The organism is Kitasatospora sp. NPDC054768, assembly GCF_053612025.1.
Window position 1 is genome coordinate 1 of the sequence record NZ_JBSHBN010000065.1, and the last position, 15,450, is coordinate 15,450.

The window sequence follows — 15,450 nt, forward strand, 5'->3', positions numbered from 1 at the left end:
GTCGACGCGGTGGTACGCGTCGACCGGCCCCGGCCGTGATCCGTCCGTCCCGGCTCAGCGCCGCCCGGAGCGCCGGTCGCCCGAGCCGCCGTCGCCACCGCCGGTCAGGCCCGCGCGGCGCAGCGCGTCCGCCATGGCACTGTTGGCGGGCGCACCGCCGCCGGAGCCGCCCCGGTCACCGCTCCCGCGCCGGTCCTGGCCGCCACGGCCGCCCTGACCGCCCTGGTTGCCCTGACCGCCGCCGCGGCGCTCCTGGCGCGGCGGGCGGCCCTGGCGGTCGCCCCGGTCGCCCCGGTCGCCGCCGCGCTCGCGCCCGACCTCGTCGTCCAGCCGCAGGGTCAGCCCGATCCGCTTGCGCGGCACGTCCACCGTGAGCACCCGGACCTTGACGATGTCGCCGGGCTTGACCACCTCGCGCGGGTCCTTGACGAAGTTCTTCGACAGCGCCGAGACGTGCACCAGCCCGTCCTGGTGGACGCCCACGTCCACGAAGGCGCCGAAGGCGGCCACATTGGTGACCACGCCCTCCAGCACCATGCCGACCTCCAGGTCGCCGATCTTGTCGACGCCCTCCTTGAAGGTCGCGGTGCGGAAGGCCGGGCGCGGGTCGCGGCCCGGCTTGTCCAGCTCGCCGAGGATGTCGGTGACGGTCGGGACGCCGAAGGTGTCGTCGGCGAAGTCCGCCGGACGCAGCGCCCGCAGCCGCTCGCCGTTACCGATCAGCTCGCGCAGCTCCCCTCCGGTGGCGGCCAGGATCCGGCGCACCACCGGGTAGGCCTCGGGGTGCACGCTGGAGGCGTCCAGCGGGTCCGCGCCCCCGGGGATGCGCAGGAAGCCCGCGCACTGCTCGAAGGCCTTGGGGCCGAGCCGGGAGACGTCCTTGAGCTGCTTGCGGGTACGGAACGGGCCGTTGGCGTCGCGGTGCGCCACGATGTTGTCGGCCAGCGTGCCGGTGATCCCGGAGACCCGGGTGAGCAGCGGGGCCGAGGCGGTGTTGACGTCCACGCCGACGGCGTTGACGCAGTCCTCGACCACGGCGTCCAGCGAGCGGGAGAGCTTCACCTCGCTCAGGTCGTGCTGGTACTGGCCGACGCCGATCGACTTGGGGTCGATCTTGACCAGCTCGGCCAGCGGGTCCTGGAGCCGGCGGGCGATCGAGACCGCGCCGCGGATCGACACGTCCAGCTCCGGCAGCTCCTGCGAGGCGAACGCGGAGGCCGAGTACACCGAGGCGCCGGCCTCGCTGACCATCGCCTTGGTGAGATTCAGCTCGGGGTGGCGCCCCAGCAGGTCCTCGGCGAGCTTGTCGGTCTCCCGGGAGGCGGTGCCGTTGCCGATCGCGACCAGGTCGACGCCGTGCTTCGCCGCCAGCGCGGCCAGGGTGGCCAGGGCCGCGTCCCACTTGTTGGCGGGCTGGTGCGGGTAGATCGTGTCGTACGCGACGACCTTGCCGGTGGCGTCCACCACGGCGACCTTCACGCCGGTGCGGAAGCCCGGGTCCAGGCCCATGGTGGCACGGGTGCCGGCCGGGGCGGCGAGCAGCAGGTCGCGCAGGTTGGCGGCGAAGACCCGCACCGCCTCCTCCTCGGCCTCGGCGCGCAGCCGGGCGCGCAGGTCGATGCCGAGCCGGACCAGGATGCGGGTGCGCCAGGCCCAGCGGACGGTGTCGCCGAGCCACTTGTCGGCCGGGCGGCCGCGGTCCGCGATGCCGAAGCGGGCGGAGATGCGCTGCTCGTAGTCGTTCTCGCCGGGCAGGTCGCCCTCGGACTCGCCGTCGTACGGGGAGAGGTCGAGGTCGAGCACCTCCTCCTTCTCGCCGCGCAGCATCGCCAGGATGCGGTGCGAGGGGAGCCTGGTGTACGGCTCGGCGAAGTCGAAGTAGTCGGCGAACTTGGCGCCGTCGCCCTCCTTGCCGTCGCGGACCCGGGCGACCAGCCGGCCGCGGGTCCACATCCGCTCGCGCAGCGAGCCGACCAGGTCGGCGTCCTCGCCGAAGCGCTCGACCAGGATCGCCCGGGCGCCCTCCAGCGCGGCGGGGCCGTCCGCGACCGACTCGTTCAGGTACCGCGCGGCCAGCGCGGCCGGGTCCTGGCCCGGGTCGGCCAGCAGGGTGTCGGCGAGCGGCTCCAGGCCGGCCTCGCGGGCGATCTGCGCCTTGGTACGCCGCTTCGGCTTGAACGGCAGGTAGATGTCCTCCAGCCGGGCCTTGGAGTCGGCGGCGAGCACCCGGGCCCGCAGCGCGTCGTCCAGCTTGCCCTGGGCCTCGATCGACTCCAGGACGGCCGCCCGGCGGTCCTCCAGTTCGCGCAGGTAGCGCAGCCGCTCCTCCAGGGCGCGCAGCTGGGCGTCGTCGAGGGAACCGGTGACCTCCTTGCGGTAGCGGGCCACGAAGGGGACGGTCGCGCCGCCGTCGAGCAGGTCGACGGCAGCCTTCACCTGCCCCTCGCGGACACCCAGCTCCTCGGCGATCTTCCGCTCGATCGCCTGCTGGGCCTGCCGGGCCACCTGTTCGACTGCCGTGGTCACGAAGCCGGTCACCTTCTCCATCAGTGCTTGCGCCGTACGCCCTGCATTCTGGCAGGTGCCGACGACGACGCCCGGCCGCACCCGGGACGGCCGGGCGTGGCGCGCCGTCCGGCGCCGTGCCGGGCGGCTCCACCGAGGCTTGAGCGGCGCCCAGTTGCCGCTTCCTAGGCTGGCGGACATGGACACTCTGGATGCCGCCGCCGAGTTGGAGCGGCTCGCCGCCGCCAAGTACCTGCTGTTCACCACGTACCGGAGGAACGGCACTCCGGTCGCCACCCCGGTGTGGGTCGCGCGCGACGGTGACGCGCTGGTCTTCACCACCGTCACGAAGACGGGCAAGGTCAAGCGCCTGCGCAACCGTTCGGACGTGCTGGTCGGGCCGAGCGACATCCGCGGGAACCTGCTCGGCGCCCAGGTGCCGGCCGCCGCAGTGCTGGACCCGGACCGGGCGCCCGCCTACCGGAAGCTGCTGCGGCGCAAGTACGGGCTGCTGTGCGCGGTGGCGCTGACCGCCAACGTGCTGCGCTTCGGCAAGGGTGGCACCATCGGGGTGCGGGTCACCTTCGACTGAACGTCCGCTGATCGCTTTCGAATGGCCTTCGGAATGTGCGCAGTTCGGGAATCGGGCTGAACGGTAACGACCAGCGCTGTACGCTGCCGGGCATGTGCGCTGCCACCCGGATGCACCCCGACGGGCCGGTGGTCGACGCGACCCTGGTCCGTCGGCTGATCTCCGTCCAGTTCCCGCAGTGGGAGCGCCTTCCGATCACCCCGGTCCCCGCCCCCGGGGCGGACAACGCGATGTTCCGCCTCGGGCCCGAACTCGCCGTCCGGCTGCCCCGGGTGGAGTGGGCCGCCGGGGGCCTGCGGCGGGAGCAGCAGTGGCTGTCCCGGCTGGCGCCGCGGCTGCCGCTGCCCGTCCCGGCACCGCTCGCGGTCGGCCGGCCCGCCGCCGGCTACCCGTGGGAGTGGTCGGTGCTGCACTGGCTGGACGGCGCCAACCCGGCCGTCAACGCGCTGGCCGCGCCCCAGGCCCTGGCCCGCGACCTGGCCGGCTTCGTCAACGCGCTGCGCGCCGTCGACCCGGCCGGCGCCCCGCCCTCCCAGCGCAGCGCCCCGCTCGCCTCCCGGGACGGTGCCACCCGCGCGGCCATCGCCCAGCTCTCCGGCTCGATCGACACGGGCGCCGCAACCACCCTGTGGGACAAGGCGCTTCGGCTGCCCGAGTACGCCGGCCCGCCGGTCTGGATGCACGGCGACCTCACCCCGGGCAATCTGCTGCTCGCCCCCACCGGGCGGCTCTCCGCCGTCATCGACTTCGCCCTGATGGGCGTCGGCGACCCGACCGCCGACCTGATCGTCGCCTGGAACCTGCTGCCCGCCGCCGCCCGGCCGGCCTTCCGCGCCGCCCTGCGCGCGGACGAGGCGATGTGGGCCCGCGGCCGCGCCTGGGCCTTCTCCATCGCCCTGGTGACGATCCCGTACTACCGCCACACCGACCAGGCGCTGACCGCCAACGCCCGCCACGTCGTCCGCGAGGTGCTCGCCGACCGCAGCGCCTAGGCTCCGTCCGCCGTGCACGGTGGCGGCACTCCCGGGCCGGGACACGCCCGCCGGAGGACCGGGTCCAAAACCTGTCCCGGTCAATCCCCGCTGCTAGCCTGAGGCGCATGACGGGACTGCGGGAGCTGAAGAAGGAGCGGACCCGGCGGGCCATCTCCGAGGCGGCCATCGCGCTGTTCCTGGAGCACGGCTTCGACCGGGTGTCGGTGGCCGACGTCGCGGCCGCCGCCGAGGTCTCCAAACCGACGCTGTTCTCCTACTTCCCCACCAAGGAGGACCTGGTCGTCCACCGCTTCGCCGACCACCAGGAACAGGCCGCCGAGGTGGTCCGCGCCCGGCCGCCCGGCGAACCGGTGCTCGACGCGCTGCTGCGGGACTTCCTGGCCGGGCTCACCCGGCGCGACCCGGTCACCGGCCTCAACGACCACCCCGCGGTGCTCGCCTTCACCGGCCTGGTCCACGGCACCCCCAGCCTGGCCGCCCGGGTCGGCGAGTACGTGGCCCGCGCCGAGCGGTCGCTGGCCGAGGCGCTGCGCGCGAGCCCCGGCCTGCCCGGGCCGCAGGAGCTCACCGCCACCCTGCTCGCCGCCCAGGTCACCGCCACCCAGCGGGTCCTCGCCCTGCACAACTGGCGCCGCATCCGGGACGGCCGCACCGCCGACGAGCTGTACGCCGAGGCCGTCGGGGACGCCACCGGCGCCTTCGACCTGCTCGCCCACGGCTACGGCCCACCCCGCGGCGAGCGGCCCGCCGCTGACTAGAGTGCGCGCATGACGACGCGTCACCACTCCTTCGATGCCCTGCACAACTTCCGCGACCTGGGCGGCTGTGCGGCCGCCGGCGGACGCTCCGTCCGGTGGGGGCTGCTGTACCGCTCCGACTCGCTCGGCAAGCTCGACTCCCCCGCGGACCTCGACCGGCTGCACGCCCTCGGCGTGCGGACCGTGATCGACCTGCGCTACCCCTGGGAGATCGCCGCCAAGGGCCGGGTGCCCGCGTTCGAGGGCCTGGAGTACCACAACCTCTCGATCGAGCACCGCCCGTACGACCAGGCCGAGATCGACCCGGAGCTCGACCCGTGGCGCTACCTCGCCGACCGCTTCGCCGAGGTCGCCGAGGACGGGGTGAAGGAGATCCGCCAGACCCTGGACGTGATCACGGCCGCCGACGCCCCGGTGGTCTTCCACTGCGCCTCCGGCAAGGACCGCACCGGGCTGATCGCCGCCCTGCTGCTCACCCTGCTCGGCGTCGGCGAGGACGACATCGCCGCCGACTTCGCCCTCACCGAGCTCGCCACCCCGCACTTCGTCGCCGACTGGCACGCCGCCCACCCCGGCCGCACCCTGCGCTGGCCCGCCTTCGGGCGCGCCCCGGAGGCCGTCATCCGGCTCACCCTCGCCGACCTCGCCGACCGCTACGGCTCGGTCGAGGCCTACCTCACCGGCACCCTCGGCATCGACCGGGAGCAGACCGCCGCCCTGCGCGCCCGCCTGCTGACCGGCTGAGCCCCGCCTCCCCGCGCGGGAAGTCGGTCGGCCCGACGTCCGGCGCGGCAGCGGCCCGCCGGGGCTTCCGGAGGTGTCAGAGCCGCCCTAGCGTCGGCGTCCGCCCCGGGCGGGGCGGCTGCCGCCCTTGCCGGAGCGGGGCCCGGCCCCTCCTCCGGCCCGGCCGCCGGCCGCCGGGGCCGGAGCGGTCTCGGGCCAGTGGGCGGGCCGGGTGAGGCCGTCCGGGAGGCGGGTGGTGGCGTCGCCGCGGGCGGCGTTGAGCTGGGCCTGGGTGAGGAAGAGGGCCGTGCCGAGGTCCGCGCCGGCCAGGTCGGCGTCCCGCAGGTCGGCGCCGACCAGGTCGGCGAGGCGCAGGTCCGCGCCGGAGAGGTCGGCCGCGACGAGCAGGGCGCCGCGCAGGTTGGCCCCCCGCAGGTCGGCGCCGCGCAGGCGGGCGCCGAAGAGGTCGGCGCCCCGGAGCTCGCGGCGGCGCGGGACGGCGGCACGGACCAGTTCACCGGCGCGCAGCAGCAGCTCGCTGACCCGCTGCCGGTGGGCCGGGACGTCGACGGCGAGGATCTCCTCGGGGGTGCCGCCGGCCAGCCGGTCGGTCTGCGCCAGCGCCTGCCGCAGTTCGTCGTGGACGGGAGCGGCGGCGGCGAAGGTGAGCGCCTCGGTGAGGTAGCGGAGCAGCTCGTGCAGCTGCCGCACGATCGGGAAGACGTCGAACATCGCCTTGGCGCTGTCCGGCTCCTCGCGCCAGCTGCGGCCGCCGAAGGTCACCTGGGAGACCCGCTGCCCGGCGCCGAAGCAGTCGTAGACCGTGCAGCCCTGGAAGCCCCGGTCGCGCAGCTGGGCGTGGATGCCGCAGCGGAAGTCGGTCCGGAGGTTGTGGCAGGCGCTGCCGGCCGCCTTGTTCATGGCGAAGTCGCTGCCGGCGGCGAACGGCAGCGCGACGCAGCAGAGGCCGAAGCAGCTGCCGCAGTCGGATTCCAGCGGGGTCGGCGCGGCCGCCGTGGGGTCCTGCGGCGGCTCGGTCTCGCGCACGTTCCGGGGTCCTTCCAGCAGCCGGCGCCGGGCGGCACCGTGAACCCGGAAATCCTACTGGCCCGACGACCCTCGCTGTCGGTAAGCTATGCACTGCCTTTGAGACCATTACACACGGGGGTGGGCGACATGCGGGAACCGGACACCAAGGACCTGGTCCGGATGTGGATCTCGGGCTGGGCCGTCTCGCGCGGCTCCGCCGAGCCGGTGGACCGGCCCTGGGGCTGGAGCATCGACGTCGGCGCGCCGGCCGGCGAGGTGGGCCGGCACGTACTGCCGGAGCCGACCGAGGCCGACGTCCGCAAGCTCGCCGAGACCGTCACCGCGCCGACCACCTGGCTGAAGCTGTTCGCCGAGGACGCCACGGTGCGCCCCTGGCTGGACGAACGGTGGCGCCTGGACGTGCCGGGCTTCCTGATGAGCGTGCCGCTCGTCGCCGAGCGGCCCGAGGTCCCGGCCGGGTACACCGTGACCGCCTGGGAGCGGGGCGGGGTCCTCCGGGCGCTGGTGCGCACCGGGGACGGGCACCTCGCCGCGCGCGGCCAGGCGGGCCTGGCCGGCCCGGTGGCCGTACCGGACCAGATCACCACCGTGCCCGAGCACCGCCGCCGGGGCCTGGGCGTCCTGGTGATGCGAACGCTCCAGTCCGCCGCGCACGAGCGGGGCGCGCACACCGGCGTACTGGTCGGCACGCCGGAGGGACGGGCGCTCTACGAGGCGATGGGCTGGACCACCCACGCCCCGATGGCGAGCCTGGTCCTCGACGCGCCGGGCGCCGGCGCCGAGGAGTAGCGAGCCTCAGCGGTACGGCAGCAGCTCCGGCCGCTTCGCCGGGCGGCCGTCGCCGGAGGAGCGGCCGGTGAGGCGGCGGCCGATCCACGGGCCGAGGTGGGTGCCCAGCCAGCGGGCGTCCTCGCGCAGCCGCTCGGCGCGGCCGGCCGGGGCGGCGGCGGGCAGCGGGGCGCGCCAGTCGAAGGCCGCGGGGCGGCCGAGCGCCTCCAGCACTCCCGCGGCGACCCGGCGGTGGCCCTCGGACGAGAGGTGCAGGCGGTCCTCGGCCCACAGCCGGCGGTCGTCGAAGCAGGGCGCGGAGAACAGGTCGACCACGGCGAAGCCGTCCTGCCGGCCCAGCTCCTGGACGAAGGCCTTCATCCGCAGGATGGCGGGCAGCAGCCGGGCGCTGCCGGCCATGCGCCGGGTGGGGTCGGTGCTGGTGAACAGCACGACGGTGGCGCCGGTGGCGCGCAGCCCGGCGGCGCAGCGACCGAGCAGCCGCTCGACCGCGTCGATGTCGCAGCCGGGGCGCAGCACGTCGTTGAGGCCGCCGGCCAGGGTGACCAGCTCGGCCCCCATCGCGGTGGCGGCGGCGAGCTGCTCGTCGTGGATCTGGCCGATGAGCTTGCCGCGGACGGCGAGGTTGGCGTACCGGAAGCCGGCGTCCGCGGGCTGCGCGTCGGTGCGCTCGGCGGCCAGTGCCGAGGCGACCCGGTCGGCCCAGCCCCGGTAGTGACCGTCCGGCAGCAGGTCGTCCCCCATGCCCTCGGTGAAGGAGTCGCCGACGGCGACATAGCTGCGGTAGGGGGTGGGCACGGGCTGGCCTCCGCTCTCCTGGAACGACTCCGGCGGTCCGACGATCCGACGATCGTACGTGCGTGCCCGTCCGGGGCGGCGACGGGCCCCGGCGCTCATCGCACGCCGATCGTTCGTTGATCGGCCCGGAACACACTGAGGGCACACGGGGCGGCGGTCGGCGACGGGGGCCTTGCCGCCGCCCCGTCCGGGCGACCGGGCACGCCCGCGGTCGTCAGCCGGCCGCGACCGCCGCGGGCTCCTCCGCCCCGCGGGGCGTGAACCAGTGCTCGCGCACGGCGTCGGTGGGCCGCTGCTCGCCGAGGGCGGCCAGCCCCCACTCCCCCAGCGCCTCGACGACCGGGCGCAGTTCACGGCCCCGCACGGTCAGTTCGTAGACCGTCGCGTTGGCGGGCCGCTCCAGTCGGCGGCGGGTCACCAGCTCCTCCGCCTCCAGCTGCTTGAGCCGGGCGGCCAGGATGTCGGTGGAGACGCCGGGCAGGTCGGCGTGCAGGTCGGTGTAGCGGCGCGGGCCGCCGAGCAGCTCACGGACGATCAGGAGGCTCCAGCGCTCCCCCACCGCGTCCAGGGCGCGGGCGACGGCGCAGTACTGGTCGTAGCTTCGGCGTGACATGTGGATCAGCATAGCCAAGAGGTTGGACTTTCCAAGTACACACTTGGTAGAACAAAGCTGAAGCAACGGAGCGGTGGTGACGGTCGGGAGGCCGCAGATGGAGTTTCGACAGTCCAGCAAGCTGAATGACGTGTGCTACGAGATCCGGGGCCCGGTGGTCGACCAGGCCAACGCCCTGGAGGAGGCCGGGCACAGCGTGCTGCGGCTGAACACCGGGAACCCGGCCCCGTTCGGCTTCGAGGCGCCCGAGGAGATCATCCAGGACATCATCCGCAACCTGCCCAAGGCGCACGGCTACAGCGACTCGCGCGGCATCCTGCCGGCCCGCCGGGCGGTGGTGCAGTACTACCAGCAGCGCGGGGTCCAGGGCATCACCGTCAACGACGTCTACCTCGGCAACGGCGCCTCCGAGCTGATCCAGATGGCCGTCACCGCGCTGGTGGACGACGGCGACGAGGTCCTCGTGCCGATGCCCGACTACCCGCTCTGGACGGCCGCGGTCCGGCTGGCCGGCGGCAAGGCCGTGCACTACCTGTGCGACGAAGAGGCCGAGTGGTACCCGGACCTGGACGACATCGCCGCCAAGATCACCGCCCGCACCAAGGCGATCGTCGTCATCAACCCCAACAACCCCACCGGCGCCGTCTACCCGAAGGAACTGCTGGAGGGCATCCTCGACCTGGCCCGCCGCCACCACCTGATGGTGCTGGCCGACGAGATCTACGACAAGATCCTCTACGACGGCACCGAGCACCACTGCCTGGCCGCCCTGGCCGACGACGTGCTGACCCTCACCTTCAACGGCCTCTCCAAGTCCTACCGGGTGGCCGGCTTCCGCAGCGGCTGGCTGGTCGTCTCCGGCCCCCGGCAGCACGCCACCGACTACCTGGAGGGCCTGACCATGCTCTCCGGCATGCGGCTGTGCCCCAACGTGCCCGCCCAGTACGCCGTGCAGGCGGCGCTCGGCGGCCACCAGTCCATCAACGACCTGGTGCTGCCCGGCGGCCGGCTCACCGAGCAGCGCGACATCGCCGTCAAGGCGCTCAACGAGATCCCCGGCGTCAGCTGCGTCAAGCCCAAGGGCGCGCTGTACGCCTTCGCCAGGCTGGACCCGGCGGTGCACCGGATCGTCGACGACGAACGGTTCGTGCTGGACCTGCTGCTGCGCGAGAAGATCCACGTCGTCCAGGGCACCGGCTTCAACTGGCCGCGCCCGGACCACTTCCGCTTCGTCACCCTGCCCCGGGCCGACGACCTGGAGACGGCCGTCAACCGGATCGGGCGCTTCCTGGCCACGTACCGCCAGAGCTGACGCCCTAGGCTCGGCCGCATGACCGTCCTTCGCTCCGTCGCCCTGTTCGCCCTCGCCGCCGTCGCCGAGATCGGCGGCTGCTGGCTGGTCTGGCAGAGCGTGCGCGAGCAGCGGCCGTGGTGGCTGGCCGGCCTGGGGGTGGTGGCGCTCGGCGCGTACGGCTTCGTCGCCGCCCTGCAGCCGGACAGCGACTTCGGCCGGGTGCTGGCCGCGTACGGCGGGGTGTTCGTGGCCGGCTCGCTGCTGTGGGGCGTGGCCGTGGACGGCTTCCGGCCGACCCGCTACGACGTGCTGGGCGCGCTGGTCTGCCTGGCCGGGGTCGGCGTCATCATGTACGGGCCCCGGCGCTGAGGTCCTCCCTCACCGCCGGGGCCCGTCGGGCGCGTCCGGGGAGCGCCGGCCGCTCGGGGACTACCAGCCCCAGCCGCCGCCCTGGCCGTCGTCGTCGCGGTTCGAGTCCCAGCCCTCGCCGACCGTGCGCAGGATCGTGTAGTTGTCGATCTGCGTGCCGTCCTCGGCCAGCGCGGTGACCTTCATGACCGACTTCTGGCCCAGGTGCTTCGGGGTGACGTCGACCTTGATGAAGGAGTAGCCGGTGTAGCGCACCCGCGACCACTGGATGGTCTCGGGGGTCTTCACCCTGCCCTTGCTCCAGTAGTAGGTCTTGACCTCGTCCTGGTGGTTCTCGTGCCCCTCGTAGGTGTCCGGCACGTCGAACTTGTACAGGCTGCGGCCGGCCGCACCCGCGGTGACGTAGACCACGCCGTCCTTGGCCGGCTCGATGGTGGCGCCGCTCGGCACCTGCTTCGAGACCTTGTTGCCGAGGATCGCGTCGGTGCGCTCGTAGATGTGGTTGTGGCCGTTGATGACCAGGTCCACCCGGTACTTCTCGAACAGCGGCACCCAGGCCTCGCGGACACCGCCCTCGGAGGCGTGCGCGACGGTGGTGGAGAAGGCGCAGTGGTGGAAGAAGACCACGACGAAGTCGACGGTCTCGTCGTTGCGCAGGTCCTTGAGGGTGCGCTCCAGCCACTTGGTCTGCTTGTTCGCCGAGACGCCCAGGTTGGCCGGGATCTCGTAGGAGACGTCGTTGGCGTCCAGCGAGACGACGCCGACGTTCTTGTAGCGGAAGGTGTAGACGCCGGGGACGGCGCGCGGGTCCGGGCCGTTGTTCGGCAGGAAGAAGCGGGCGTTCTCGCCACCGTAGCCGTTCGGCGAGTACCAGGCCTCGATGTCGTGGTTGCCGTACGCGACCATCCACGGGATCTCGGCGGCGACCGTCTCGGTCTGCACCAGGAAGTCGTCCCAGGTCTTCGCGTTGAAGACGGACTTGTCCGGGTCGGTGCCGGAACCGGCCGGGTCGGCGTAGCAGATGTCGCCGGCGTGCAGGTGGAAGGCCGGGTTCTGGGCCTTGATGATGTGGTCGTTGCCGGCCGCGTGCGCGCTGACGCCCTGGTCGCCGAAGGCGGTGAAGGTGAACGGCTCGTACACCTTGCCCCAGCGGTGGTCGCGGGAGGGCGCGGTGCGGAAGGTGTGCAGGGTGGAGATCTGCTGCTGCGAGGCCGGGTCGAAGCCCTCGTGGCCGACACCGTAGTAGTAGGTGGTGTCGGGGCGCAGGTCCTCCAGCGCCACGTGCAGGTAGTACTGGTCCACCGGCTGGCTGTTCGGGGTCAGCGCCGGGGTGTGCAGGGCGCGGACCTCGGCCTCGACCTTGTGGCTCAGCTCCCACGGGGTCTTCCCGAAGCGCAGGAACGGCTTCTTGACCGGGGCCGGCACCTGCCAGGAGACGCGGAACTGGGTGTCCGGCTCGGGGCCGAACTGGAGGTGACGGCCGGTCGGCGCGACCAGCGCGCCGTCGATGCCGCTGGTCGTGCCACCGGTCAGCAGCTGCGGGCCGGCCGGGGCGGCGAAGGCCGTCCCGCTGCCCAGAGCGCCGCCGACGGCGACGGCGCCCACGGTCACGGCACCGGCGCGCAGCATCCGGCGGCGGGAGAAACGGGCCCGCAGGTACTCGTGCTGCTCGGCCATGCTCATGCGGTCGGCAAGCTTGGCCGGCACGCCCATGTTGGGGATATCCATGCGCGGGACTCTTCCAGCGGCACGTTGATCGCGCACGGACGCCGGGTGAACGGGTCGCAGCGTACCCACCATTCGAACGCCAATGTTCGACCATGATTCGGTAAAGGGCGTACCCGTACCGTCTCGACGCCGCATCATGGCCCCCACCGGTCCCCCGGCCTGAGCGGTCGTCGGCGGTGCTGCGGGGCCCACCCGGGCCCGCGGCCCGCGCCACCGGCCGGGTCCGTCCTCAGCCGGAGGGCTCGTCCCACTGGGTGGCGGCCCGGTTGCCGGTGCCGTCGCAGGTGCGGCAGATCTCGTCCCGGTAGGCGTGCTTGGCCCCGGTCGCGTCCACCCGGTAGCGCACGTACACCCCGGTGCCGTCGCAGAGGAAGCAGTTGCCGCCCCCGCCGCCCACCTCGGTGGTGCCGGTGCCCTGGCAGGTCCGGCAGCTGAGACCGGCGGTCCGGCCGGTGCCCGCGCAGATGCGGCAGACCGTCGTCATCGGCTTCCTCCCTCGCGCGGAATCGGCTCGGCGCCGTCCGCGAGGGCCCGGCGCCACCGGTCATGGTAGTGCTGACGGCCCCCGGGCAGCCCCGGATCCGTCCCGGTTGAATACGATCTGACGATCAGTCGGTAGCGCCGGGGGCACGGCCTCACTCGGGCAGGCCCTCGCGGACCCGCCGGGAGACCGAGATCAGCTGGAGGTCGAGCAGCCCGGGCGGAGCGGCCAGGCCCGGGCCGCCCGCGCGCACCCAGGCGGCGATCTCGTCGATCATCTCGTCCATCAGCACGAAGCCCAGCCAGACCGGCCGGCCGCCCGCCGCCCGGCCCTCGGCCGAGGGGCCCACCACCACCACGTTGGACTGGGTGCACACGTCCAGGCACTTGACCGCCCGGACCCGGCCCGACGGGCCCACCGCCGTGCGCAGCCGCTCGTACTGGCCCGCGTGGTCCACCCCGGGGTGCTTCGCCTCGGTGCCGCAGCAGCAGCCCCGGCACACCGTGACGGTCACGGGGGCGCCGGCGCCCCGCTTGCGGTCCCGGGCACCGTCGCGGTCTCGGCGGCTCATCGGTTCTCCTGACCCCTCCTGGGCTGCGGCACCCTGCGCACCGGCCTCCGCACTGTACCTGTCACCCTGCCGGCGCCCGGGCCGCGGGTCGGACCCGGACGGGACGGACCCGGACCGCGGGCGCTTCGACAGGGACCCCTCCCACCTCGCGCGCCCGCGCCCGCGCCCCACGCCTCGCGCCCCGCCGTCCGACGGCCGGCGCTACCCGACCGCCCGGGCCGCCGCCCGTCCCGCCGTACGGCCCGAGAACAGGCAGCCGCCCAGGAACGTCCCCTCCAGGGAGCGGTACCCGTGCACGCCCCCGCCGCCGAACCCGGAGGCCTCGCCGGCCGCGTACACCCCCGGCAGCACCTCGCCGTCCGGCCGCAGCACCCGGGAGGACAGATCGGTCTCCAGTCCGCCCAGCGACTTGCGGGTCAGGATGTTCAGCCGGACGGCGATCAGCGGCGCGGCGCCCGGGTCGAGGATGCGGTGCGGGGCGGCGGTGCGGATGAGCCGGTCGCCGAGGTGGCGGCGGGCCCCGTGGATCGCGGTGACCTGGAGGTCCTTGGCGAAGGGGTTGGCCAGCTGCCGGTCGCGGTCCTCGACGGTGCGGCGCAGCTCGTCCGGGTCGATCAGCGGTTCGCCGGTCCTGGCGTTCATGCCCCGGGCGAGGTCGGCGAGGTCGCGGGCGACCACGAAGTCCCGGCCGTGCCGCAGGTGGCCCTGGACCGGGCCGGGGGCGCCGGGCAGCGCGCGCCCGAGCACACCGCGCACCGACTTGCCGGTCAGGTCGGGGTTCTGCTCGGAGCCGGAGAGGGTGAACTCCTTCTCGACGATCCGCTGGTTGAGCACGAACCAGGTGTACTCGTACCCGGTGGACATGATGTGTTCGAGCGTCCCGAGGGTGTCGAAGCCGGGGAACAGCGGGACGGGCAGCCGCTTGCCGCGGGCGTCCAGCCAGAGCGAGGAGGGGCCGGGCAGGATGCGGATGCCGTGCCGGGCCCAGATCGGGTCCCAGTTCTCGATGCCCTCGGTGTAGTGCCACATCCGGTCGCCGTTGATCAGGCTGGCCCCGGCCCGGCCGGCGACCTCCAGCATCAGTCCGTCCACGTGCGCGGGCACCCCGGAGAGCAGCCTGGCGGGCGGGGTGCCGAGCCGGGCCGGCCAGGCCTTGCGGACCAGGTCGTGGTTGCCGCCGATGCCGCCGGAGGTGACGATCACGGCCTGGGCGCGCAGCTCGAAGCTCCCGGCGGCCTCCCGCGAGCTGGCCTCGCCCCGGCCCACCGGGCTCGGCACCAGCACCTCGCCGGTGACGGTGTCGACGGCGCCCGCGGTGGCGGACAGCCCGGTGACCCGGTGCCGGAAGCGCAGGTCCACCAGGCCGCGCGCGGCGGCGGCGCGGACCCGCCGGACGAAGGGCGCCAGCAGCCCCGGCCCGGTGCCCCAGGTGATGTGGAAGCGCGGCACCGAATTGCCGGGCCCGTCGGCGAGGTAGCCGCCGCGCTCGGCCCAGCCGACCACCGGGAAGAACCGCACGCCCATGCCGTGCAGCCAGGAGCGCTTCTCGCCCGCCGCGAAGTCCACGTACGCCTCGGCCCAGCGGCGCGGCCAGGCGTCCTCGGGCCGGTCGAAGCCGGCCGTACCGAGCCAGTCCCGCAGGGCGAGGGCGTGCGAGTCGCGGATCCGCATCCGGCGCTGCTCGGGCGAGTCGACCAGGAAGAGGCCGCCGAAGGACCAGTGCGCCTGGCCGCCGAAGGAGGCGGCGGGCTCCTGGTCGAGGAGGATCACCTTCCGTCCGGCGTCGGCGAGTTCGGCGGTGGCGGCGAGGCCCGCGAGGCCCGCTCCGATGACGATGACGTCGGCGTCCAGGGCCATGCGCAGTCCTCCGTCGGGGCTCGCGGTGGCGGCGCGTCCGGGACGCGCCGCCGCTGTGCGCCCGATACTGCGGTCTGCGGTGACGTCCGGTCAACCGGCGGGTAACAACCGCCCGCGTGAATTCCGCTCCGGGCCGTTTCGGAATTGCCGCCGGCAGTGGCGCGATAGCCGTTCGGCACCCGGTGGGGCGAAATGCGGAATTCCGTCCGGGCCCGCCTGACGGAATGTCGGCAATTTCCGCGCAAACCATGGACGTCCGGGAAACCTGGCAGTAACTTACCTGCGAGTAGCTGTGGCCCGGCTCGATGCGACCCCCACCCGTCGTTT

Annotated in this window: 14 protein-coding genes and 1 pseudogene; 7 read left to right on the forward strand and 8 right to left on the reverse strand. The window is 74.0% G+C overall.

What is annotated here, in order from left to right; translation table 11 throughout:
- Positions 1-54 precede the first annotated feature (54 nt).
- Positions 55-2,526, reverse strand: coding sequence for a Tex family protein (locus ACWGKU_RS20555; RefSeq protein WP_401046786.1), 2,472 nt, complete (start codon positions 2,524-2,526; stop codon positions 55-57).
- Positions 2,527-2,704: 178 nt separating this feature from the next.
- Between ACWGKU_RS20555 and ACWGKU_RS20560 the strand changes: the two genes are divergently transcribed.
- From ACWGKU_RS20560 to ACWGKU_RS20575, 4 genes are all read left to right on the forward strand, one after another.
- Positions 2,705-3,097, forward strand: coding sequence for a PPOX class F420-dependent oxidoreductase (locus tag ACWGKU_RS20560; RefSeq protein ID WP_359912243.1), 393 nt, complete (start codon positions 2,705-2,707; stop codon positions 3,095-3,097).
- Between the two features lie 92 nt (positions 3,098-3,189).
- Positions 3,190-4,089: an aminoglycoside phosphotransferase family protein gene (locus tag ACWGKU_RS20565; protein WP_401046784.1), complete on the forward strand. Its 900-nt coding sequence runs from the start codon at positions 3,190-3,192 to the stop codon at positions 4,087-4,089.
- Positions 4,090-4,196: 107 nt separating this feature from the next.
- Positions 4,197-4,850 (forward strand): TetR family transcriptional regulator, encoded by a 654-nt coding sequence (locus tag ACWGKU_RS20570; RefSeq protein ID WP_401046782.1) that lies wholly within the window; start codon positions 4,197-4,199, stop codon positions 4,848-4,850.
- Between the two features lie 9 nt (positions 4,851-4,859).
- Entirely contained in the window at positions 4,860-5,594 is a 735-nt protein-coding gene (locus ACWGKU_RS20575; protein ID WP_401046779.1) for a tyrosine-protein phosphatase, read from the forward strand.
- Positions 5,595-5,681: 87 nt separating this feature from the next.
- Here the strand turns inward: ACWGKU_RS20575 and ACWGKU_RS20580 are convergent, their stop codons facing one another.
- The gene (locus tag ACWGKU_RS20580; protein WP_452177240.1) at positions 5,682-6,620 is read right to left on the reverse strand and encodes a pentapeptide repeat-containing protein; all 939 of its coding nucleotides are present in this window, start codon (positions 6,618-6,620) and stop codon (positions 5,682-5,684) included.
- A gap of 129 nt (positions 6,621-6,749) precedes the next feature.
- Here ACWGKU_RS20580 and ACWGKU_RS20585 point away from each other — a divergent pair, with 129 nt between their 5' ends.
- On the forward strand, positions 6,750-7,412 hold the full coding sequence (locus ACWGKU_RS20585; RefSeq protein WP_452177241.1) for a GNAT family N-acetyltransferase: 663 nt from the start codon (positions 6,750-6,752) through the stop codon (positions 7,410-7,412).
- A 6-nt stretch (positions 7,413-7,418) separates the two neighbouring features.
- On the opposite strand, the gene ACWGKU_RS20590 is transcribed toward ACWGKU_RS20585, so the two are convergent.
- Positions 7,419-8,210 carry an SGNH/GDSL hydrolase family protein gene (locus ACWGKU_RS20590; protein WP_401050407.1) on the reverse strand — a complete coding sequence of 264 codons (792 nt, stop codon included), beginning with the start codon at positions 8,208-8,210 and terminating at the stop codon, positions 7,419-7,421.
- 259 nt (positions 8,211-8,469) lie between these two features.
- Positions 8,470-8,823 (reverse strand): annotated as a pseudogene (locus ACWGKU_RS20595) (winged helix-turn-helix transcriptional regulator); the annotation flags it as partial.
- 97 nt (positions 8,824-8,920) lie between these two features.
- On the opposite strand from ACWGKU_RS20595, the gene ACWGKU_RS20600 reads away from it, so the two are divergent.
- Together ACWGKU_RS20600 and ACWGKU_RS20605 are read left to right on the forward strand one after the other, a co-directional pair.
- Positions 8,921-10,135, forward strand: coding sequence for a pyridoxal phosphate-dependent aminotransferase (locus ACWGKU_RS20600; protein ID WP_452177242.1), 1,215 nt, complete (start codon positions 8,921-8,923; stop codon positions 10,133-10,135).
- 18 nt (positions 10,136-10,153) lie between these two features.
- Positions 10,154-10,486 carry a YnfA family protein gene (locus tag ACWGKU_RS20605; protein WP_401050411.1) on the forward strand — a complete coding sequence of 111 codons (333 nt, stop codon included), beginning with the start codon at positions 10,154-10,156 and terminating at the stop codon, positions 10,484-10,486.
- A 60-nt stretch (positions 10,487-10,546) separates the two neighbouring features.
- On the opposite strand, the gene ACWGKU_RS20610 is transcribed toward ACWGKU_RS20605, so the two are convergent.
- The 4 genes from ACWGKU_RS20610 to ACWGKU_RS20625 form a co-directional block, all read right to left on the reverse strand.
- Positions 10,547-12,214 carry a fibronectin type III domain-containing protein gene (locus ACWGKU_RS20610; RefSeq protein WP_452177243.1) on the reverse strand — a complete coding sequence of 556 codons (1,668 nt, stop codon included), beginning with the start codon at positions 12,212-12,214 and terminating at the stop codon, positions 10,547-10,549.
- A gap of 229 nt (positions 12,215-12,443) precedes the next feature.
- Complete coding sequence (locus tag ACWGKU_RS20615; protein WP_359912273.1) at positions 12,444-12,698, reverse strand: hypothetical protein; 255 nt, start codon at positions 12,696-12,698, stop codon at positions 12,444-12,446.
- Positions 12,699-12,849: 151 nt separating this feature from the next.
- Complete coding sequence (locus ACWGKU_RS20620) at positions 12,850-13,266, reverse strand: (2Fe-2S) ferredoxin domain-containing protein (protein ID WP_452177244.1); 417 nt, start codon at positions 13,264-13,266, stop codon at positions 12,850-12,852.
- A 201-nt stretch (positions 13,267-13,467) separates the two neighbouring features.
- The gene (locus ACWGKU_RS20625; RefSeq protein WP_401053608.1) at positions 13,468-15,123 is read right to left on the reverse strand and encodes an FAD-binding dehydrogenase; all 1,656 of its coding nucleotides are present in this window, start codon (positions 15,121-15,123) and stop codon (positions 13,468-13,470) included.
- Positions 15,124-15,450: the final 327 nt, after the last annotated feature.